Here is a 20,802-nt window from a genome sequence, read left to right as displayed (position 1 = left end):
TGATCCATACTTCACTGTGTGTGGAGCCGCGCGAGGGCCATTTGTATGTGTTCATGCCGCCCCTGGAGCGGCTGGAACACTATCTCGACCTGCTGGCCTGCGTCGAACAGACCGCCGCTGCCTTGAAAATGCCGGTGCTGGTGGAAGGTTATGCCCCGCCATCGGACTGGCGGCTGCGCAAATTCGCGGTCACTCCCGACCCCGGCGTGATCGAAGTCAACATTCATCCGGTGGGTGACTGGCAGTCGCTGAAACAGAACATCGAAGGGCTGTACGAGGATGCCCGGCAGTCACGGCTGGGCACTGAGAAGTTCATGCTGGACGGTCGCCATACCGGCACCGGCGGCGGCAATCACGTCACCCTGGGCGGAGCCACGCCGAGTGACAGCCCCTTTCTGCGGCGACCTGAATTGCTCCGCAGCCTGATCACCTACTGGCAGCACCATCCCAGCCTGTCTTATCTGTTTTCCGGCATGTTCATCGGCCCGACCAGCCAGGCGCCACGGGTGGACGAGGCGCGTAACGACAGCTTGTACGAAATGGAAATTGCCTTCCGGGAAATGCCCGCAGGCGAAGTGCCGCAGCCGTGGCTGGTAGACCGGCTGCTGCGCAATTTGCTGGTGGATTTGACCGGCAACACCCACCGCGCCGAGTTCTGCATTGATAAGCTGTATTCGCCGGACAGCGCCACTGGGCGGCTGGGACTGGTGGAGATGCGCGCTTTTGAAATGCCGCCGCACGCCCGGATGAGCCTGATGCAGATGTTGTTGTTGCGGGCGCTGGTGGCGCAGTTCTGGAAGCAGCCGTATCCCAATCGGCGGCTGGTGCGCTGGGGCACCCAGATTCACGATCAGTTCATGCTGCCACATTACGTCTGGCAGGACTTCAAGGGTGTGACCGATGAGTTGAATCAGGCCGGTTTCCCGTTTGAGAGCGACTGGTTCCTGCCGTTCTTCGAGTTCCGCTTTCCGTACTATGGCGCGATTGTGCAACAGGACATCGAACTGGAGTTGCGGCAAGCGCTGGAGCCGTGGCATGTCTTGGGCGAGGAGCAGGCTTTGGGCGGCACTGCCCGTTATGTAGACTCTTCGGTAGAACGGATGCAGATCAAGATCAGCGGAATGATCGGCGAGCGGCATATCGTGGCCTGCAACGGGCGGCGGGTACCGCTACGATCCACCGGTGTTCCAGGCGAATTTGTCGCCGGCGTTCGTTACCGCGCCTGGCAGCCGCCGTCGGCGCTGCATCCCACCATTCCAGTTCACGCGCCGCTGGTGTTTGATCTGGTGGATACCTGGAACCGGCGATCCATCGGCGGTTGCACCTACCACGTGATGCATCCGGGTGGGCGCAATCCCGACACTTTCCCGGTCAACGCCAACGAAGCCGAAGCACGGCGCTTTGCCCGGTTCTGGCCTTATGGGCATACGCCGGGAGCGATGATCGCGCCCGCCGAAGAAGTCAACCCGAACTTCCCGCACACGCTGGATTTGCGGCGGCGCGAAGACTGAGCGACTGCATAAAAAACCCCTCCCCCGCAAGCGGAGGAGGGGCATGGCGATCACCAACACTGATTGTTTTAACTCTCAGCCCAGTTGCTTGAGCAATGCTCCAGCACGTTGCTTCTGGGCAGCATCACCCTCATTAAGAACATCATCCAGCAAACTGCGCGCTCCCACTTGATCACCCATATCCAGATAGGCGGTGGCGAGATCCAGCTTGGTTTCTACATAATCGGCGGATGCCTCGGCGCGACCGCCAGATTCAACCGCCATTTTACCAAGCGACAACGTATCGCCGCCAAAATCCTGCAATTCCGCATCGAGCCGCAACGGATCATCGGACCCGCCGGATTTGCCATATTCCTGGGTGACATCGGCGAACTCAAACTTCAGATCTTGCAGCGCGGGTGGTGCGGGTTTAACCAGCGGCGCGGCTGCCTTCTGTCCGGCAAATCCTGGTGACGGCGGAGGGATGGGCTTCGAATCCAGAGCGCCTCGGCCCATTTCCAGCGGTGGCAAATCAACCGGCTGCGGTCGAGCGGTTTTTTCCAATCCCAAATCCCCGAAATCGAAGTCCATGCCGTCCAGCCGTAGTTCAGACGGCAGTTCCTCCGCCTGGAACGGGGAGGATTCTACAGGCTTCGTTGCAGGTTCCCCCGGGGACGCAGCGGCGAATGGATTAACAGGCCGTCGCGTGATCGATGCGGTAGGTGGTTCGGCTTCGAACAGCGGTGCCTTAATGTCAGGCGCGGTACCGTTGTTGCTGGCGACTGCGGTCTGAACCCGGTTCAGACCAAAATCCATATCCTTGAGCAATTCACCAATCGGCTTGGGCGCGGGCGTGACCACCGGCTTGGACGCAGGACCGGCTTCGTCATGATCCTTGAGCAGCAATCGGGTGGTGGGTTGAGGCGTCGGCGCGGCCCCGCGCAGCAACCCTGCTGCCATGGCCGCCAACCCAGGGGCGATGGGTTGTGACCGTGCCGATCGCGGTTCGCGAATTTGGGTGCGCGTCGTTGTAACCTCCGCTGTGCCGGAATCTGCCGGTGCAGCAGCAGATTCCGCTGTTGTCGCCAGAATCTTCGGGCGGGCGGGCCGCCGGAGCAGCGGCAACAGCAGCACCGAGCCAATCGCCAGTACGATCAACGCAATCGCGACCCAAACCACTGGATTGGACATCCAACTGATCTCGTTGTCCACGACAGGCTGGGGCGCTGGAGGTTTGGTGGCGGGGGCCGGTTGTTGCGGTGGGGCAACAGCGGGCATTGGCGCCGGTTCAGGCATGGTGCTGGCGACGGGTGGGGGTGACTCGACCGGCTGCGGAATACTGGCCTGGGGAACGATTTCCCGTGGTTGCTCGGCCGGCGATAAAAAGGGCGGCGGCGCGGTTTCAGGTTGCGAAGCCGACGGAATCTGGGGCGCTGTGGCTGTAGCGGGCGGCGCTGGCGGTTCAGCCGCCAAGGGTGGAGGCGCCGGTACCGGTGCCGGCTCCAGCAGTGGCGCAATGGGGGGTTCTGGGGCGGTGGGTTCGACCGGCGGCGGAGTGATTACGGCCAATCCTGGAGCCGCTGGCGGTGTAGCGGGTGTACCGGTCATACCCATCATACCCATCGCTTGCGGATTAGGCACCTTGAGGGTCGCGCCGGCGCGTAGGGTATTGGGATTGCCGTTGGCAAACGCTTCCGGGTTGCCTGCTATCAGAATCGCCATCATTTGCGGCACGTTGACGGCGGGCGAAGGCCGAACCCGGCGGGCAACTGCTGCCAGAGTTTCCCCCGGTTTGACCGGCCCATAGAATGAAGCTCCTTCAAAACTGACCGGCGGAGCCGGCGGCAAAACCGGAGTTGCGGGGAGTTTCTGTACCGGTGGCGCGACCGCAATCGGCGGTGGAGTCACAATGGGTGCCGACGGTAATGGCGGCGGGCGACGGTTGGCGTAGAGTTCGGGGTCGAGCTGAACCGGGAACTCGCGAATCAGCCGACCGCGCGGCCAGGTCAGCTCCAGCAGGAGATTGAAGTTCGGTTCGCGGATCGGCTCAACCGACGTCACCTTGATGACATTCGGGCCACCGGGTGGCGTCCGCACCGATAAACGCAGCTTCGAGAGCAATTCCAGCCGCTCGACGCCGGCCCGGTCGAAGTCCTGCTGCCGCGGAAGCCGCACGGTCAGGCCAGTGAGTTCGGCGGGATTGCTGATGATCAGGGGAATTTCGGCCTCGAAGATTTGATTGAGCGACGAGCGCACTTCGAGTTGACCAACCCCCAAGGCAAAGGCGCACAGCGGCGCTGCCAGCCCGGCTAAAAGGAATAGTCGGAGTAATATCCTGGTCGGCATGACCTGTCTCCATTCCGCCGCCGGAGAGTCGTTATGGCCAGCGGGATTGGCTTGGATGCTGCCGCCGGCCACGACGGGCAGGCGACTGTCCCACTTCAAGCCGCCGGTCGAGCCTGATCGGGCTTGAAGCTTCCCATTAAAGATACTACTTAATCGGGATTTCCGCGATTTGGATACGATTCGGAAGGCGATTTAGCGTTCCAGCAGGATACGCAACATCCGCCGCAGCGGTTCAGCCGCGCCCCATAGCAACTGATCGCCGCAGGTGAACGCCGCCAGGTATTCCGGCCCCATGTTGAGCTTGCGCAGCCGGCCTACCGGCACCGTCAAGGTTCCGGTGACCGCAGCCGGAGTGAGTTCACGCATGGAAATCTCGCGCTGATTGGGTACCACCTTCACCCAGGGATTGGCAGCGCCGATGATCTCCACCACTTCATCCAGCGGCACAGCACGGGTCAGTTTGATGGTCAACGCCTGGCTGTGGCAACGCATCGCGCCCACCCGCACACACAAGCCATCAATCGGAATCGGATAGCTGGAGCGACCGAGAATCTTATTGGTCTCGGCCTGACCTTTCCATTCCTCGCGGCTCTGACCGTTGTCAAGTTGCTTGTCAATCCAGGGGATCAGGCTGCCGGCCAGCGGCGCTCCAAAGTTCTGGGTCGGGAGGTCGCTGGAACGGAGGGTTTCAGCCACGATCCGGTCAATCTCCAGAATCGCCGAAGCCGGATCGGCCAGCCGGTCCGCCACCGCGTCGTGAATAACGCCCATCTGCTGAATCAGCTCGCGCATGTTTTGAGCACCAGCGCCGGAGGCGGCCTGATAGGTCATGGCGCTCATCCATTCCACCAGCCCCTGAGTAAACAGTCCGCCCAAGCCCATCAACATCAGGCTGACGGTGCAGTTACCGCCGATATAGTCTTTCACGCCTCGCGCCAGCGCGTCCTGAATCACATTGCGATTGACCGGATCGAGGACGATAACCGCGTCATCCTTCATCCGCAGGGTCGAAGCGGCGTCAATCCAGTAGCCGTTCCAGCCAGCAGCGCGTAGTTGCGGATAGATTTCGGTGCTGTAGTCGCCGCCCTGACAAGTGATGATGACGTCCAGCGCCTGTAAATCAGTCACTGATTTGGCGTCTTTCAGAGGCGGTGCGCCCTGACCAATGTCTGGACCTTGCCCCCCCACGCTGGAAGTGGTGAAGAACACCGGCTCGATCAGAGCAAAATCATTCTCCGCCCGCATCCGATCCATGAGTACCGAACCTACCATCCCGCGCCAACCTATCAAACCTACTCGCATCATTGCCTGATCGCCTCGTCATATTTTGTTGGAATGGGAGCTGTAGCAAGTCTATTTGAGTTGTGGAAACGCAGCACAATTCATCCCAGTGAGTAGTTTAGCCCGAAATTCATCCAACCGACCGCTGGATGGCACTGATCCCGGACGATCTGTCCTCTTCATTACTTCTGCGCTTTCTCACCCCTATCAATCCACGCTGGATTCACCCGATGGCGAACCGCTGTTTATCCCCTTGCTGCGTCGTGCGCTCACCGCATCGCCCAACTGATACCAGTCCACCTTGCGGGTGAGAACCATCACCAGCGCCAAACAGCCGAACAGAGTCACTGATCCGGCCAGCAGGGCATGATCTTCCAGACTGATTAATACATAGAGAATCCCGAACACGGCAGTGAGCAGTACCCCGAAGCTTACGCCTCGAGCGACACTGCCCAGGACATAAACCAGATAGTAGCCCAGTAGCATTACGCAGCCGGCGGTAGCAATAGCGTAGGCAATTCCGAAATCGAGATGCTCGGATAACGACAGCAGCAGCAAGTAAAACAATACCAGCGCCGCGCCGGTCAGGCTGTACTGGAACGGATGGATCGCCAGCCGCTTGAGTACCTCGAACAGAAAGAAAGCGGCGAAGGTCAGGCCAATGAACAGCAGCCCGTATTTAATCGCCCGGTCGGTTTGAGCGTAACTATCCGCTGGATCGACAAAGCGCACTCCCAGCAAAGTGTCGAGTCCCCGATCGCTGCGTAATGCAGCGTTCAGTTGATGGATCATGTTGGTAGCCAGCCGGGTGGTAGACCAGGTGGCGGAGAAACCATTGGCAGTCACTTCACGGGTTTCCGGCAGGAATTGTCCGTAGAAGCTGGGATGCGGCCAGTTGCCGTGTACCGTAATCCGGGTGGTATCGCCCACTGGAGCGAGGCCGATGGCTTGGGTGCCACGCAGGTCGAGCGAGAACGCGAACTCCGCAGACCACGGCCCTTCAAGATTCAGCCCGCCGATCCGGGCCTGAATCCCGTTCGGCATTTTGTCCTCGCCGGTGCCCGGCAGAAAGTCGAGGCGCCGGCCTGCCCACGTTAACACCGGCGCCCGCAGGATACCCCGTGGGTCAGTAATGCCGACTATCAGCCGTGGCTCACCGAGGGTGATCAGCTCGTTCGCGCCAGGGGGTTTAAGTAACTCGCCTTCGGTAGTAAAGCGTCCCTTGACCGCGATATTGGCGCCAAACACCACGGCGTGATAAAGGCTGCGGCGCACCTGTTCGGTGTTCAGGCTGGCTTGAAGATCCAGTTCAGCGGGCAACAGATAGATTCGATCCGAAAAGCGTTTTTCCACCTCCGTCATCTTGTCGGTATCCTTGTCGCTGGATTTGAGCGTCTTGACAATGCGGGTGTAGGGAATGACCAGCACCGGCCCCACCAGGGTTTGATCACGGGCAGTGGCGGCGGCAATTTCTGCAACTACGCTATCACGGCGACCGGCGCGCTCGTCCACCAGGAACCCGATCCGGGTTAGCCCGACCGCAAGCACAAGGGTAATCAGGAAAATCAGGGCGATCTTGATGAACAGGCTGTTTCTCACTGGTGAATCCTCATGAGGAATGATGGCGCGAGCTTAACCGGTCCGGTTCAGGCTGTACTATTCAAAATCGTTCTCAAAGCGGATGGCTTGCCCCCGCTCATCCGCTGCCCCCGGAATGCTCTATGATGCGCGTGTCGCTGTTATCCCTGAATCGTTGGCCGGCCCGTGCGCCGGCGAGGACGCACCCCCGGATGAAACCGCTGATCCGCGCCTTCACACTGGTTAGTTCATTGCTCCTTGCTCCGTTGGCAGTGGCCGCCGACGGCTTGCCCGTCACGCCGTTCCAAGCCCGTTACGAGGTGTACGCCTCCGGGTTTTCCATCGGCGAAGCGGTCATCACCTTGACCACCACCGCGCCCGGCGCCTACCAGATGAGTTCCGATGTTCGTCCTAACGGCCTGGTTGCCCTACTGGCGTCGGGGCGTATCCACGAACAGGTCAGCGGCGAAATCCACCATGGCACGATCCGTCCAATTCAGTACGAACGGTTGCTGGATACCGGCAGGAAATCCAATCAGATGCAACTGCGCTTTGACTGGTCAGCCGCTCAGGTTCAGGCCCGCTACAATTCGGAACAGGCCACGCTGCCGCTTGCGCCCGGCGTCGTGGACCCACTGAGCCTGCAACTGGTGGTCATGGGAGATTTGCAGCGCGGCCAAGTGCCCAGCCAATACAGCCTCGTGGACAAAACCGAGATCAAGACCTACCAGATTCGCAATCAGGGTGAAGAAACGCTGGATACTCCGCTCGGACCCTTGCGCACGGTGCGCATCAACCAATACACCCCCGGCAAGACCCGAATGACCACGTTCTGGGTAGCGCCCGGAAAGCAATACTTGCTGGCGCGCATTTCACAGGAGAAGGATGGCAAGGAAGAATTGCGCATGGAAATCCGGGCGGTCGAGCGTTAACCAGAGTTCTATCCGCGTGACTACCCCAAAAAACCACCGAGCGCCAACCTGATGATTCGCCTGCTCCGCCATCCTGCCCGGTTGCTGGTTTTCGGCTTCGCCGCCACTATCTTCACCGGCGGGGTGCTACTGGCCCTGCCTATCGCCAGCGCGAGGTATCCGATTCCTTTTATTGACGCGCTGTTTATGGCCACCAGCGCAGTGTGCGTCACCGGGTTGGCAGTGGTCGATCCCGGCAGTGCATTGAACGGTTTTGGCCAGGCGGTGCTGCTCGGCCTGGTGCAAATCGGCGGTTTGGGCATCACCACCCTGTCTACTACGCTGATTCTGCTAATGGGCCATGCGCTGTCGTTTTCCAGCCAGGATGCGGTGCAGGGCAGTTTCGCCCTTAGCCAGCGGGTCAGCCTGGGTTTGCTGTTGCGGCAAGTGTTGTTATGGACACTGGTCATCGAGGCGCTGGGCGCAGTGGTTCTGTTTCTAGCCGAGAGCCAGCGTCAGCCGCTGGATCAGGCGCTCTGGGTTTCGGTATTTCACTCGGTCAGCGCCTTCTGCAACGCCGGGTTTGGCCTGCGTCCCGATAATTTGGTAGCGGATCGGGCTAACGCCGGGATCGTGTTACCAATTTCGCTGCTGATCATTCTGGGCGGGATGGGTTTCGCGGTGCTGGCGGAATTAGCGCGCTGGGTGTTATATCGCCTGCGGCGGCAGCGGAAGTCGCTTAGCCTGCATACCAAGGTCGCGTTGGCCCTGACGGCAGCGCTGCTGCTGACGGGCATGGTGGGATTTTTGATGCTGGAGCGCGCCAATCTCCTGGTGAATATGAGCCTGAAGGAAACCCTGCTGACCGGTTGGTTTGCGTCCGTCACCCCCCGCACCGCCGGTTTCAACACGATCAATTACGGGCAGGCCACCGCCGCGACGCTGTATTTCACCATGGTGTTGATGCTGATCGGCGGTTGCCCCGGTTCGACCGCCGGCGGCATCAAGGCTACTACCCTGGGGGTGTTGCTGGCCTTGGCGCGGTCGCGCTTTCGGGGTGAGCGCGGAGTACGGCTGTTCAATCGCAGCGTGCCGGAAGCCAATGTCGCCAAGGCGACTTCGGTCGTAGCGCTGGCCTTCGTTCTCGTCATCCTCGGGGTCATCCTGCTGTCCGCCTTGCAGGTCAGCGGCCAGTTCCATCCACGCACGGTCGAATGGTCGCTGGGCCTGCTGTTTGAGGTAGTGTCAGCGTTGGGTACGGCAGGGTTGTCCACCGGCATTACCTCGCAACTGAACGATGGCAGTAAAATTTTAATCATGGCGCTGATGTTTATCGGTCGGCTGGGACCGCTGACTATCGCCCTCGCTTTGGCCGGGCAGACGCCACGCCCAGCCGTGTCCTATGCGGAAGAGCAAGTCATGATCGGTTAACCCACGATAAGGAGAATGGGCGATGCGCATTGCGGTATTGGGACTGGAAGATTTCGGCTTTCATCTGGCCTGCACCCTGCACGAACTCGGCGATGAAGTCATGGCGGTGGATCGAAACGAGAACCGGGTACAGGAGATCATGCGTTACGTCAACAAGGCGCTGGTCGCCGATGTCGCTGACCGCGAGGCGCTCAAGGATCTTGGCATCCGCAGCATGGATGTGGTGGCGGTGGATGTGGGCGAGCGCTTCGAGACCAGCGTATTGCTCACCCATTATCTGCGGGAATTGGGTATTCCCCGGGTGCTGGTCAAAGTTGCCAACACCGATCAGGCTAAAATTCTGACTCTGATCGGAGCCAGCGATGTGGTGCAGCCGGAGCGGGAGATCGCAGTCAAGACCGCGCACCTGATTCACTATTCGCGCTCGAAATTGCTGGATGCGGTCGCGCTGGGCGATGGCTATTTCGCGCTCACTCTACAGGCGCCGCCCAGTTTTGTCGGACGGAGGGTCGATGAACTGGGATTGCTCAACCGCTACCATGTGCATCTGCTGGCCATCAAGCCAGCGGCGGAAAAAGCCGCGCCTTTGGTGCCTGACGCTGCTTACCTGCTGGCGCAGGACGATGTGCTGGTGGTGATGGGCGAGGAAGCGAAGCTGATTGAAATTCACCAGAAACTGAAATAACCATCTTAATCACATCCTGCCTTGGGAGTTTTTCATCATGTCGGCATCGGCCCACTGCATTTTCTGCAAAATCGTCCGGGGGGAAATTCCGGCGATCAAAGTCTACGAAGATGATCTCACTCTGGCCTTCATGGACATTCAGCCAGCCAGTCCGGGGCATACCCTGGTGATTTCCAAGGCTCATGCGCCCACCCTGCTGGATATTGCCGAGGTTGATCTGCTGGCGGTCACTGTGACCACCCAGCGCATTGCCGGTGCAGTACAACAGGCGCTAGTCCCCGACGGCATCCGCATCAACCAGTTCAATGGCACCGCCGCCGGACAGACCGTACTGCATTACCACGTTCACATTATTCCGATGTGGGAAGGGCAAAAAATCGGCGCTCATGGCCGTGCGCCCGCCGATCCCGATGCGTTGAAGGCGCTGGCCGCACGGATTCGGGATGCCTTGCAGGCGTGAGCGCCATCGATCCGTAGCTTTGGCGATTCGATCCGAATCAGGCAGCCGCTCGCTGTCGGGCGAGTAATACCATTTCTCTATAAATTTGGGTTCTTCGACGGTTCTTGTGGAGCTAGGCGAAACTGATCAGTATCCGTTGCTTAAAGTTAACAAAGTTGCGGAAACCGTAACCCATGCGTTTCACTACTTTGTCACACTCGTTGTGAATCGATGCGTGAAATAGTTTAATACGTAATCTTTCCAGGCATTGAGCATCGACAGAAAGTTATTCAGATGCTTGTTTTTCATTTTCTTGGCCTGTTCTATCCATTGATTTAATTCAATTTCACCTTACTCACGAGTCAAACGTTGATCGAAAATTAAACGGAAATTCTCTTTATGCTCATAGAGCAGCTTCAGTTGAGGGGCTAACAGAAAAGCGTGGGCGAGCTTCTTCTTCTGATCGTCGGTCAAGTCCTCCGCATTTTTCAGCAGCGCCCATTTCAGACGCTTATAGCGCCAGCGATCCCGCCCATACGCGCCAACTTAAGTGTGGCTGAAGGAATAGCTCATTGAAGATGTTGTAAAAAAGGGCAGGTTCCAGGTTCGTTGATGACCCGAGCGCCGCGAAGCGTTCCTCCACTGCCTGCCGGGGCAGATAGCCCACATGCCGGAACAGCTCTCGCCCCTGTCCATCCAGAAAGATTTGGGTGGGGATGAACTTCACCTGCCAGACTTGTGTTTGTTCGGGATACTGCAACAGGTTGATCGCCACGACCTCCAGACGTCCACCGTGATGCGCTCGCAGTTCCGCCAGCACCTGCTGCATGGCGGTACAACTGGCGCAAGAGTCGGAACCGAGTTCTATCAATCGGGGCAGACCGGACACAGTAGAGGACATCGGATCGGTTGCCGCTTGGAATGTCGATCCCGCAGCTCGCCAGCGGTAAAGTCCGGCACCGGTCAGCACCAGGACGACAGCTAACAATAATAAGGGGAAGCGGCGGTTATTCATCGTGATTTTCCAGAGAGGGATGAGGCGTCACTGCTTCGGCTCACGCCTTCAGCCAGCGCACCGTCCGGGTTTCCGGCTCCGGTTGCAGGGTGGCGTGTTGAATACCGAAGCGTTCGGTCAGCAGGGTATGGCAAGCCTCCAGCACCGTTTCCCACTGTCGCAAATCGCGCACCACCAGATGAGCGGAGAGCAGGGTCTGCTCCGAAGCGATGCTCCAGATGTGCAGGTCATGCACCGAAGCGACGCCGGGTACGGTCGCCAGCGCCCGCCCTACCTCCTCCGGCGCGAGATTGAATGGCGTCCCTTCCATCAACCCGTGCAGGGCTTCGCGCAACAGGCGCAAGCTGGACAGCACAATCAACCCGCTGATCCCCAACGACAGTAACGGATCAATCGGCGTCCAGCCGGTGAAGGCAATGACGAGGCCGGACAGCAGGGCGGCCACCGAGCCGAGCAGGTCGCCCAGAATGTGCAGCAGCCTGCAACAACACTCAACAGGCCATGCAAGCCAGTTTCGGGCAGTCGGCCACCGCCTTGCAGGAGTTTGAACACCACACCCAGTCGCTAGAAACCGAATGGGGAGCATTCATCCATCAAAGTCTGGAAGCGTTGCACAGCACCGGGCAGGAAACCGCTCAGAGCGTGGAAAGCGCCTTGATCGCCGCAATCAACCAGCATTCGCAGGAGTTCGCTGGCGCGGTTGAGCATACCGTGACCGGCCCGCTGACCGAGGGCGCACAACAGGTGATGGATGCGGCGCGGGACGAATTGGAGAACCAGGTCAAACACCTCATCAGCGAGATCGGGCAACACTTCAACGACACCCTGAGCCAAATCAGCCAGGAACTTACCCAGTCTACGTCCAGCAGTTCGGAAGTCCGGGAATTGCTGAAACCGGTCTTTGATGACCGGCAAAGGCTAACCGATCCCATCACCCAGGTCGTCAAGAGCGTCCAGCAGGTCGCCGCGACTGTGGGCATCCATGTTTGAAGCGCAGGGAGAAATTACATGGTAGATTTTGCCAGTCAGATCGACACCGAAGCCCGGCAGATGCTGGAGCATCTGGGGGAAATTCGCGGGCAGTTGCAACAGGCCGGCGCCCGGGTCACCGAAGCGCAGCAGCAAGCCGATACCCTGATCGCCGAGACCCAGGCCGCCTATGAACAATTGACCCATCGGTTGCAAACCGTCCGCCAGCGAGCCGATCAGGTGCGCGAGGGTGTCACCACCCAGGTTTCGCACCTGACCCAGCAGGTCGAACATCTGATCCAGCAGGTCGAGCAGGGACATCAGCAGGTCACAGCCACCTATGGGCAAGTCAGCACGGTGCTGGGGGCGCTGGTGAACGACGCCAGCCAGCGCCATACCGAGCTACAGGGCTACACCGATCAGAACAGCCAGCAGGGCCAGGAACTACTGGGAACAGTGGAACATCTGCTGAGTGCCATGCAACAGGAAGCGCAGCAGGCCGAGACCGTGTACGGACAAAAGGTCATGGTGCAGGCCCAGCAGTGGGGACAGCATTTACAGCAATTAGCTGGCGGCGCACGGCAGGAGTTGAGCAGTGGTTTGGAGCAACACGTTCGCGGCGGTAGCCAGCAGTTCGCCACTCATCTGCACGAAACCGCCGGGCGCTTCAGCCAGAAGCTGACGGCTTCGGCGCAGCGGGTGTCGGAGCAGGGCCAGCAGGTGATGCAGACGTTCAACCATCAGCAGCAGGATCGGTTGCGCAAGCTGGGAGAAGACGCCAACAAGCTTAAAGATCATCTGTTCAGTGTGGCCGAAAACTTCCAGAAATTGACCCACGGCGCAACCGAAGCCACTGGAACGGTGGTCAAAGGCATGGATGCGGTCAACGTCGGCCTCAAGACGGCGGTGGGAACACTCAACAATGTGAAGAGCATTCTCGAAGACATCGGAACCTTGATCTGAATGGAGATCTTCGAGTCCATAATTAATCTTTTGACCACTCGATAATGGGGGCGTGATGGCGAAGTATGACGTGTACGGGATCGGCAATGCGCTGGTGGATATGGAATATGAGGTCGAGGTAGCCGACCTGGAGGCACTGGGCATCGAAAAGGGGGTGATGACCCTGGTGGATGAGGATCACCAGTTGAAGATCATGAGTCATCTGGCCGCCCACGCTCACCAGCGCAGTTCGGGGGGGTCGGCGGCTAATTCGATGATCGCGGTCCGCCAGTTCGGCGGGGCCAGCTTCTATTCCTGCAAGGTCGCGGGGGACGATCTCGGACACTTCTATATGAAGGATCTGCGCGATGGCGGGGTGGACACCAATCACCATACCGAGAAGGAATCAGGCCATACCGGCAGGTGCGTGGTGCTGGTCACGCCAGACAGCGACCGCACCCTATGCACCTTTCTGGGGATCAGCGGCGGGTTGTCCAAGAAAGAACTGGTCGAAGACGCTCTGCTCGACTCTGAATACTTCTACATGGAAGGCTATCTGGTCACCTCGGAAACCGCCCGCGAGGCGTGTATCGCCGCCAAGCGCCTCGCTGAGGCATCCGGGGTCAAAACCGCCATCTCCCTGTCCGACCCCAACATGGTCCGGTTTTTCAAAGCGGGATTGCTGGAGATGATCGGCTCAGGGGTGGATTTGTTGTTCGCCAACGAGGATGAGGCCAAAGGCATGGCAGGCGCTGCGGATTTGGGTGGCACGCTTGACTACCTGAAAACCCTCAGCCGGGAGTTTGTGATTACGCGGGGTTCCAAAGGCGCGCTGGTTTGGGAGGGTCAAACCCTGATCGAGATTGACCCGGTTCCGGTGGAAGCGGTGGATACGGTCGGCGCCGGGGACATGTTCGCCGGGGCTTTCCTCTATGGCCGGGGTCAGGGCTGGGAACACCCGCGTGCTGGAGCTTTGGCTTCGGCGGCAGCGGCCAAGCTGGTGACTCGCTTGGGGCCACGCCTGTCAGCGACGGAGACCCAGGCGATTCTACAAAGCATCCTGTGATGGCAATATGGAACAGTGGTGTGCAGCGATTGTGGCAATGACCTGAGCGTGTTCGCCATGCTTTAATTATCCTGGAAGATTTGCCATGTCCGGTCCCCGTCACTTAATCAGTTTTGATTGGGCTATCAAGCGCCTGCTGCGGAGCAAGGCCCATTTCGGAATTATTGTCCTTGCAATTGATTCTTCGAGGGTTCTTATGGAAACCGGGGCTTAATGTCTCATAGATAAGACTATCAGTGGATCGCTCATCAGGAATAGATTGATTTTCATCGGTATCCACCCCGCCACGAGCCGGCGCAGCGGGCCACAATCGGTATTGAGAGACCCGCTCCATAGCAACCCTCGAAGAACCCTCTTTTTTATCGGAGTCTCTGTATTCATGCCTGTCCAGCACCCCCATCCTATCCTCTCCTCCCAGCCGTTCACCAGCAAGGGCAAGATCGTCAGCGCCGAAGAAGCGGTACGGCTGATCCGCGACGGCGACACCGTCGCCACCGGCGGCTTCGTCGGCATCGGCTTCGCCGAGCATCTCGCTGTGGCGCTGGAGGATTATTTTCTGGAAACTGGCCGGCCGCGTGGCTTGACTCTGGTGTATGCCGCCGGTCAGGGCGACGGTAAGGACCGTGGCTTGAACCATCTCGGCCATGAAGGACTGGTGCGGCGGGTGATCGGGGGTCATTGGGGACTGGTGCCCAAGTTGGGCCAATTGGCCATCGCCGGCAAGATCGAAGCCTACAACTTGCCGCAGGGCGTTATTTCTCATCTGTTCCGCGACATTGCCGCGCACAAACCCGGTACCCTCAGTTCGGTCGGGCTGGGCACTTTCGTAGACCCGCGCTTCGGCGGTGGCAAGATGAACGCTATCACCACCGAAGAAATCGTCGAACTCATGCCCATCAGTGGACATGAATATCTGTTTTACAAGGCATTTCCGATCCATGTCGCCCTGATTCGCGGCACCACCGCCGACCCTGACGGCAATATCTCGATGGAACGGGAAGCCTTGATCCTGGAAGTGCTGGCGATTGCCACTGCCGTTCACAACTCCGGCGGCGTGGTCATCGTTCAGGTCGAGCGCCTGGCCGAGCGCGGCAACCTGCACCCGCGCAGTGTCAAGATTCCCGGCGTACTGGTGGATTGCGTGGTGATTGCACCGCCCGAACATCACTGGCAAACCTTTGCCACCCCCTATAACCCGGCGTTCAGCGGCGAAATCCGGGTGCCGCTGCAATCCATCGACCCGATGCCGATGAGCGAGCGCAAGCTGATCGCTCGCCGCGCCGCCTTCGAGATTCTGCCCAACAGTGTGGTCAACCTCGGCATCGGGATGCCGGAGGGTATCGCCAACATCGCCAACGAGGAAAAGATCATCAGCCTGATGACCCTGACCGCCGAGCCGGGGGTGCTGGGCGGGATTCCGGCGGGCGGACTCAACTTCGGCGCGGCCAGCAACACCCAAGCGATCATCGATCAGCCCTCGCAGTTCGATTTTTACGATGGCGGCGGGCTGGACATCGCCTTTCTCGGCATGGCTCAAGTGGATCAGCAGGGCAACGTCAACGTCAGCAAATTCGGCAATAAGCTGGCGGGTGCGGGCGGCTTCATCAACATCAGCCAGAACGCCAAGCGGGTGGTGTTCGTCGGCACTTTCCTGGCCGGCGGCGCGGTCGCGGTCGAACACGGCCAGCTTAAAATCATCAACCCGGGTGCGGGCCGCAAGTTCATTGCCGAAGTGGAGCATCGCACTTTCAGTGGCTCGCATGCGGTCGCCAAGGGCCAGTCGGTACTCTATGTCACCGAACGCTGCGTGTTCCAATTGACCCGCGATGGCATGGAATTGATCGAAATCGCGCCGGGCATGGATTTGCAGCAGGATATTCTGGCGCAGATGGACTTTCAGCCGGTGCTGAAACAGTCGCCACGGCTGATGGATCAACGCATCTTCCAGACCGAGCCGATGGGTTTGCGCCGCGCCTTGCTGCGACTGCCGGTCGAGCAGCGCTTCACCTACGATGCCGAGGAAGATTTATTCTTCGTCAATCTGGAAAACTATGAAATCAAAACCCTGGCTGACGCCGAGGCGATCCGGCAGCAGGTGGAGCGCAATCTGGCGGGGCTGGGCCACAAGACTTACGCGGTGGTCAACTACGATAATTTCACCATTGACCCGGATTTGCTGGACCCGTACACCGACATCATCAAGGATTTGATGGATCGCTTCTATTCCGGTGTGACCCGTTACACCACCAGCGCCTTCCTGCGGATGAAACTGGGCGATGCTCTGGAGCAGCGCGCCGTAGCGCCGTACATCTACGAGAGCGTCGGCGAGGCCCGCCGCCATGTCCGCGAAGCCCAATCGGGTTTGACCGAGGAAGATTTGGAGATCGCCAGCTACGGCGGTACCCACTGATCCCCATCAGGCATCGAACGGGCATCCTGCCGGTTCACAATTCAACCTCCCCACGATTGTTCTGCTAGGCAAAGAGGTCATTGCCGACGACAATTAGACTACTATGAACAAGTCAACAATTCCTCCGGTGGTTGAAATGTCCTCATTCGTTCCGGCCAGCGATGGCACCGAAATCATCGTTGCTTCCTCCCAGTCCCAGTTACGGGTTCAGTTTGAAGCGATTGAGCTGCGCGCAATCACTGGGCCAGACGCCGGTCTGGAAGCCAGCTTCGGTCTACCCACCGTGCGCATCGGCACCGCGCCAGACAACGATGTGGTACTCACCGACCGTGCGGTTTCGCGGCGGCATGCTGAAATCCACATGACCCCGAACGGATTGCTGCTGCGCGATCTGGGCTCCACCAATGGCACCTTCATCAATGATGTACGCATCACCGAAGCCTATGTGCCGGCGGATGCCGAATGCCGGCTCGGTTATTCGCACTTGCTGATTCGCCAGCACACCGAAGAGCGAAAGGTGGCGGTGCCACGTCAGGATCACTTGGGCGAACTGGTGGGATCGAGCGAACGGATGCGCGAATTGTACGGTCTGATCCGAGCGGTGGCGCCCACCCCGACCACGGTGCATTTGCATGGGGAATCCGGCGCCGGCAAGGAATTGGTCGCCCGCACGCTGCATACCTTTTCCGGCAGAACCGGACCGCTGGTGGTATTCGACGCCTCGGTGGCCGATCCGGAAATGGTGCGCAACGACCTGTTCGGCCACATCAAAGGCGCGTTCACCGGCGCGACCGGTTCACGTGAGGGGGCGTTCCGTCAGGCGCACACCGGCACGCTGTTTATTGATGAAATCGGTGAACTGCCGCTGGATTTGCAACCGCGCCTGCTGCGGGTGCTGGAAACCCGCGAGGTAACGCCAATCGGTTCCGACAAGGCGATCCGGGTGGATGTGCGGGTCATTACCGCTACCCACCGCGATCTGGAAGCCATGGTCAAGGCCAACACCTTCCGCGCTGACTTGTTCTATCGGCTGTCGGTGGTACCGATTGATGTGCCAGCGTTGCGGGAGATGCGCGAGGATATTCCACTGATCGCCCGCAATCTGTGCCAGCGGTTGCAACTGAATTGCCGGATGTCGGCTGCGGCCATCAGCGCATTGCAGAGCTATGCGTGGCCTGGCAACGTGCGGGAACTGCGCAACGTGCTGGAACGGGCGGCAGTAATGTGCGGCGATAGGGAAATTCAGCCAGAAGATTTGCGGCTGCCCAAGGAACCACGAGGGATCGGAGAATCGGTGCCGGTTCCAGCGCCCGCGTTCACTGCCGCGCCAACGCCCAAGCCCGCCGCGCCGGCCACCACCGCGACCAACACGGCGGACGCCCGCACCCATCTCAAGGACATGGAGCGGCAGATGATTCTGGACGCTTTGGCGCGAACTCAAAATAACAAGGCCGCCGTCGCCCGCGAGCTGGGGATTCCGCTGTCCACCTTGAAGCGCCGCCTCAAGGAATATCGGATCGGCGACGAGGATTAAATGGGGGGGTCTCCTGCACCCCGTCCTCTTGAGAGAGCGTGGGGCTGAAAAGCCCGGCATACGCTGTAATGCCGGTTAGGCGATGGAACGTTCCAAGAATCACGAACCATATTGATTGCTAAACTCACATGCTTTTTACCAGTGCTCTTTTCGCATTCCTTTATCTGCCCGTAGTGTTTGCAGGTTTTTTCGCCTTGGGGCGGCGCTCAGAGAGTGGCGCGGCAGCGTGGCTTTTCCTAGCTTCGACCGTGTTCTATGGCTATTGGATGCCGGAATTTACTCTTTTGCTATTCAGCTCCGTCGGCTGGAATTTCTGGGTGGGAACACGCATCAGCAACGTGTTACAAGCCAATATTGCGGGGGGTAGAATAATCGCCAGACGCTGGCTCATCGCCGGCATCACCGTAAATCTTTTACTGCTGGCCTATTTTAAGTACGCGAATTTCCTTGTTGACAACCTGAACGTGCTTTTCGGCCAGCGCTGGAGCTTCGATAAAGTTATCCTGCCCATTGGTATTTCTTTTTTCACCTTCACCCAAATTGCCTTTTTGGCCGATACTTTCCAAAAGGGTGTGCGTGACTACGCTTTTATAAATTACGGCTTATTCGTCACCTATTTTCCACATTTGATCGCAGGCCCGGTGTTGCATCACGCTCAAATGATGCCGCAATTCGGAAAATCAAAGACTTATCGGATCGACTTGGCTAATGTTGCTGGCGGTCTGACCATTTTCTGCATCGGGCTGTTCAAAAAAATCATTCTAGCGGATGGGATTAGTCCCTACGCTGATGCTGTGTTTAATGCCGCAGAGACAGGCGTAATGCCAAATTTTACCGAGGCTTGGATTGGCGCGCTCGCTTATACCTTTCAGTTATATTTTGATTTTTCTGGCTATTCTGATATGGCTATTGGATTGTCGTGGATGTTCAATATCCGCATACCTTTCAATTTTAACTCACCATATCGGGCAACAAACATTACCGATTTCTGGCGTCGATGGCACATGACGTTATCAGCATTCTTGCGCGACTATCTGTATATCCCACTCGGAGGAAACCGCAAGGGATCGATCCGCCGCTACGCCAATCTTCTTATTACCATGCTGCTAGGTGGTCTCTGGCATGGGGCGAACTGGACCTTTGTGTTTTGGGGCGGATTGCATGGGTTTTATCTGATAGTGAATCACGCTTTTGATGCGCTTATTAGTATGTACGGCTCCAGATGGATGGCAAACCCGCTATTCAAATTTTTGGGTTGGGCGCTGACATTTTTGGCGGTCATCGTCGCTTGGGTCTTCTTCCGTGCAACCAGTTTTAGCACTGCACTACGGATATTGGAGGCGATAGCAATGCCAGGACTTGCGCTACCGCTCGATGCAATCCATCCACTGCTGTGGAACCAGGGCTTACATCCACAGACCGGTTTGCTGCTTTGCGCGGGGCTTGGCGCTGTCGCGGTCTTAGCGCCGAACAGCAACCATATCGGCGAACACATCCTGATTCTTTCCCACAAGTATGCTTTTCTGCGCTCGATGCTCATTGGCGCAGCGCTGACGCTAGGGGTATTGCTGGTCGTCATCAACAGCGCCCGCGATGCAGCCAGCGCCTTTATCTACTTCAATTTTTGAACCACGATGATCCGATCTTTGATCCACAGTCTATTCGGCGTTCTGCTCGCCCTGTTAGCGGTTGAAGCGGTGTTGCGCCTGCTGCCGGTGTCAACATCCACCAAAACGGGTTACTACATCCATCCGCTGATCCTGAATTATCCGCCCTATCATGAATTTATCGTCTCGACCGGTTGGAATTTGCGCAACGCACAGCGGCATCGAGCAAATAATTATGGGTTTCTAACCCATCGTGACTTCGTGCCTGATCCACAGGCGGTTGCGCTGATTGGCGACAGCTTTGTCGAGGCCAACATGCTGGCGGAGGGAGATCGACTGAGTGGGCAATTGCAGTCCCAGTTGGCACCACGACCTGTGTTTGCGCTTGGTGAACCAGGAACAAGCCTGCTGGACTATGCGGTACGGGCGCGTTTCGCGCGCGAGCACTTTGGTGTACGCGATTTTGTCTTCGTAATTGAACGCGGCGATGTGCGTGAAACTCTTTGTGGCTCGGGCAATATCCACGGACCTTGCCTCGATCCCGATACGCTCGAACCTCGTACTGAGCTTCAACCTCCTGCTGGGTTAACAAAGCGCATCCTCCGTGAATCGGCGCTGGCGCAATACCTATTCTCCCAAATCAAGATTGACCCCGCCGCCCTGCTCCGACCGCTGCGAACCGTACCGCTACCGCAAATCAATTCCTACCGACCCAACGGCCCAGAGGATGTGCCGCTTGAGAAGGTGGATCGGATAGTTGAGAGGTTTTTCTCCAGCTTGCCGCGCGGTAGCGGCGAGCGCCTATTGCTGGTATTCGATAGCGACCGTGACCATTTGCTCGAGACGCCAACTATTGGCGCACCAGTACGCAATCGCTTCATGCAGCTTGCTCAACAAACTGGCATTGAGATTGTCGACACTGCACCCTTATTCCGCGATTTTCTACGCAAAACAGGCCTCAGCTTAAATGTTGGTCCTTTTGACAAACATTGGAATCGAGAAGCAAATCGCCTGGTGGCTGAAGCGGTTGCGATCAAGATTGAAGCTATCAAGGGAGCGTCTGGCGTCGTTATGATTTCTCACCCTCATTGAAAGCAG

18 protein-coding genes and 1 pseudogene are annotated in these 20,802 nt (G+C 58.4%); 12 read left to right on the top strand and 7 right to left on the bottom strand.

Annotated elements, in window-relative coordinates; genetic code table 11:
• Nucleotides 1-1,511 (top strand): transglutaminase family protein (locus BN874_RS14015; protein WP_034434580.1); only part of this gene is annotated, 1,511 nt, incomplete at its 5' end.
• Between the two features lie 75 nt (nt 1,512-1,586).
• Here BN874_RS14015 and BN874_RS14010 read toward each other — a convergent pair.
• From BN874_RS14010 to creD, 3 genes are all read right to left on the bottom strand, one after another.
• Nucleotides 1,587-3,935 carry a motility hub landmark protein FimV gene (locus tag BN874_RS14010; protein WP_154724945.1) on the bottom strand — a complete coding sequence of 783 codons (2,349 nt, stop codon included), beginning with the start codon at nt 3,933-3,935 and terminating at the stop codon, nt 1,587-1,589.
• 93 nt (nt 3,936-4,028) lie between these two features.
• A complete protein-coding gene (gene asd, locus BN874_RS14005) occupies nt 4,029-5,141 on the bottom strand; it encodes an aspartate-semialdehyde dehydrogenase (RefSeq protein WP_034434545.1) in 1,113 nt (370 codons plus the stop codon).
• A gap of 183 nt (nt 5,142-5,324) precedes the next feature.
• Nucleotides 5,325-6,716, bottom strand: a complete 1,392-nt coding sequence (creD, locus tag BN874_RS14000) for a cell envelope integrity protein CreD (RefSeq protein ID WP_051497860.1) — start codon at nt 6,714-6,716, stop codon at nt 5,325-5,327.
• Between the two features lie 191 nt (nt 6,717-6,907).
• Here creD and BN874_RS13995 point away from each other — a divergent pair, with 191 nt between their 5' ends.
• The 4 genes from BN874_RS13995 to BN874_RS13980 are packed head-to-tail and all read left to right on the top strand — an operon-like array spanning nt 6,908 to nt 10,182.
• Nucleotides 6,908-7,627 (top strand): DUF3108 domain-containing protein, encoded by a 720-nt coding sequence (locus BN874_RS13995; RefSeq protein ID WP_195912196.1) that lies wholly within the window; start codon nt 6,908-6,910, stop codon nt 7,625-7,627.
• A gap of 51 nt (nt 7,628-7,678) precedes the next feature.
• Nucleotides 7,679-9,037, top strand: coding sequence for a TrkH family potassium uptake protein (locus tag BN874_RS13990; protein ID WP_034434543.1), 1,359 nt, complete (start codon nt 7,679-7,681; stop codon nt 9,035-9,037).
• A gap of 22 nt (nt 9,038-9,059) precedes the next feature.
• Nucleotides 9,060-9,722 (top strand): potassium channel family protein, encoded by a 663-nt coding sequence (locus BN874_RS13985; protein WP_034434542.1) that lies wholly within the window; start codon nt 9,060-9,062, stop codon nt 9,720-9,722.
• Nucleotides 9,723-9,759: 37 nt separating this feature from the next.
• Nucleotides 9,760-10,182, top strand: coding sequence for an HIT family protein (locus BN874_RS13980; protein ID WP_034434541.1), 423 nt, complete (start codon nt 9,760-9,762; stop codon nt 10,180-10,182).
• 183 nt (nt 10,183-10,365) lie between these two features.
• On the opposite strand, the pseudogene BN874_RS26505 reads toward BN874_RS13980, so the two are convergent.
• The 3 genes and pseudogenes from BN874_RS26505 to BN874_RS13970 all read right to left on the bottom strand — a co-directional run bounded on the left by BN874_RS26505 (nt 10,366) and on the right by BN874_RS13970 (nt 11,762).
• Nucleotides 10,366-10,635: pseudogene (locus tag BN874_RS26505) on the bottom strand (transposase).
• A gap of 37 nt (nt 10,636-10,672) precedes the next feature.
• Nucleotides 10,673-11,176, bottom strand: coding sequence for a TlpA family protein disulfide reductase (locus tag BN874_RS22725; RefSeq protein WP_051497859.1), 504 nt, complete (start codon nt 11,174-11,176; stop codon nt 10,673-10,675).
• Between the two features lie 40 nt (nt 11,177-11,216).
• Nucleotides 11,217-11,762 (bottom strand): cation diffusion facilitator family transporter, encoded by a 546-nt coding sequence (locus BN874_RS13970; RefSeq protein WP_081756406.1) that lies wholly within the window; start codon nt 11,760-11,762, stop codon nt 11,217-11,219.
• Between BN874_RS13970 and BN874_RS13965 the strand changes: the two genes are divergently transcribed.
• Genes BN874_RS13965 through BN874_RS13955 form a run of 3 tightly spaced genes read left to right on the top strand, consistent with a single transcriptional unit; the run spans nt 11,678 to nt 14,153 of the window.
• Entirely contained in the window at nt 11,678-12,166 is a 489-nt protein-coding gene (locus BN874_RS13965; RefSeq protein ID WP_051497857.1) for a hypothetical protein, read from the top strand. The genes BN874_RS13970 and BN874_RS13965 overlap by 85 nt on opposite strands.
• Before the next feature lie 18 nt (nt 12,167-12,184).
• Nucleotides 12,185-13,108: a hypothetical protein gene (locus BN874_RS13960; RefSeq protein ID WP_034434539.1), complete on the top strand. Its 924-nt coding sequence runs from the start codon at nt 12,185-12,187 to the stop codon at nt 13,106-13,108.
• Between the two features lie 55 nt (nt 13,109-13,163).
• Nucleotides 13,164-14,153, top strand: a complete 990-nt coding sequence (locus BN874_RS13955; RefSeq protein ID WP_081756405.1) for an adenosine kinase — start codon at nt 13,164-13,166, stop codon at nt 14,151-14,153.
• A gap of 103 nt (nt 14,154-14,256) precedes the next feature.
• Here the strand turns inward: BN874_RS13955 and BN874_RS13950 are convergent, their stop codons facing one another.
• Nucleotides 14,257-14,553 carry a hypothetical protein gene (locus tag BN874_RS13950; protein ID WP_034434535.1) on the bottom strand — a complete coding sequence of 99 codons (297 nt, stop codon included), beginning with the start codon at nt 14,551-14,553 and terminating at the stop codon, nt 14,257-14,259.
• Between BN874_RS13950 and BN874_RS13945 the strand changes: the two genes are divergently transcribed.
• The 4 genes from BN874_RS13945 to BN874_RS13930 all read left to right on the top strand — a co-directional run bounded on the left by BN874_RS13945 (nt 14,533) and on the right by BN874_RS13930 (nt 20,796).
• The gene (locus BN874_RS13945; RefSeq protein WP_051497856.1) at nt 14,533-16,563 is read left to right on the top strand and encodes an acyl CoA:acetate/3-ketoacid CoA transferase; all 2,031 of its coding nucleotides are present in this window, start codon (nt 14,533-14,535) and stop codon (nt 16,561-16,563) included. The two genes, BN874_RS13950 and BN874_RS13945, sit on opposite strands and share 21 nt — an antisense overlap.
• Before the next feature lie 136 nt (nt 16,564-16,699).
• Nucleotides 16,700-18,097 (top strand): sigma-54-dependent Fis family transcriptional regulator, encoded by a 1,398-nt coding sequence (locus tag BN874_RS13940; RefSeq protein WP_034434533.1) that lies wholly within the window; start codon nt 16,700-16,702, stop codon nt 18,095-18,097.
• 128 nt (nt 18,098-18,225) lie between these two features.
• Nucleotides 18,226-19,725: an MBOAT family O-acyltransferase gene (locus BN874_RS13935; protein ID WP_034434531.1), complete on the top strand. Its 1,500-nt coding sequence runs from the start codon at nt 18,226-18,228 to the stop codon at nt 19,723-19,725.
• Between the two features lie 6 nt (nt 19,726-19,731).
• Nucleotides 19,732-20,796: a hypothetical protein gene (locus BN874_RS13930; protein ID WP_034434529.1), complete on the top strand. Its 1,065-nt coding sequence runs from the start codon at nt 19,732-19,734 to the stop codon at nt 20,794-20,796.
• Nucleotides 20,797-20,802: the final 6 nt, after the last annotated feature.

Source organism: Candidatus Contendobacter odensis Run_B_J11 (assembly GCF_000531125.1).
GTDB lineage: Bacteria > Pseudomonadota > Gammaproteobacteria > Competibacterales > Competibacteraceae > Contendibacter > Contendibacter odensensis.
Note: the sequence above shows the minus strand (reverse complement) of the source record. Positions and strands in the feature narration are given on the sequence as shown.

Coding starts and splice junctions, on each gene's coding strand:
- BN874_RS13945 (WP_051497856.1), top strand. CDS start 14,533: ATGCCTGTCCAGCACCCCCATCCTATCCTCTCCTCCCAGCCGTTCACC.
- BN874_RS13990 (WP_034434543.1), top strand. CDS start 7,679: ATGATTCGCCTGCTCCGCCATCCTGCCCGGTTGCTGGTTTTCGGCTTC.
- BN874_RS13955 (WP_081756405.1), top strand. CDS start 13,164: ATGGCGAAGTATGACGTGTACGGGATCGGCAATGCGCTGGTGGATATG.
- BN874_RS13970 (WP_081756406.1), bottom strand. CDS start 11,762: ATGCTCCCCATTCGGTTTCTAGCGACTGGGTGTGGTGTTCAAACTCCT.
- asd (WP_034434545.1), bottom strand. CDS start 5,141: ATGATGCGAGTAGGTTTGATAGGTTGGCGCGGGATGGTAGGTTCGGTA.
- BN874_RS13995 (WP_195912196.1), top strand. CDS start 6,908: ATGAAACCGCTGATCCGCGCCTTCACACTGGTTAGTTCATTGCTCCTT.
- BN874_RS13930 (WP_034434529.1), top strand. CDS start 19,732: ATGATCCGATCTTTGATCCACAGTCTATTCGGCGTTCTGCTCGCCCTG.
- BN874_RS22725 (WP_051497859.1), bottom strand. CDS start 11,176: ATGAATAACCGCCGCTTCCCCTTATTATTGTTAGCTGTCGTCCTGGTG.
- BN874_RS13940 (WP_034434533.1), top strand. CDS start 16,700: ATGTCCTCATTCGTTCCGGCCAGCGATGGCACCGAAATCATCGTTGCT.
- BN874_RS13960 (WP_034434539.1), top strand. CDS start 12,185: ATGGTAGATTTTGCCAGTCAGATCGACACCGAAGCCCGGCAGATGCTG.
- BN874_RS13985 (WP_034434542.1), top strand. CDS start 9,060: ATGCGCATTGCGGTATTGGGACTGGAAGATTTCGGCTTTCATCTGGCC.
- BN874_RS13950 (WP_034434535.1), bottom strand. CDS start 14,553: ATGGGGGTGCTGGACAGGCATGAATACAGAGACTCCGATAAAAAAGAG.
- BN874_RS13980 (WP_034434541.1), top strand. CDS start 9,760: ATGTCGGCATCGGCCCACTGCATTTTCTGCAAAATCGTCCGGGGGGAA.
- BN874_RS13965 (WP_051497857.1), top strand. CDS start 11,678: ATGCAAGCCAGTTTCGGGCAGTCGGCCACCGCCTTGCAGGAGTTTGAA.
- BN874_RS13935 (WP_034434531.1), top strand. CDS start 18,226: ATGCTTTTTACCAGTGCTCTTTTCGCATTCCTTTATCTGCCCGTAGTG.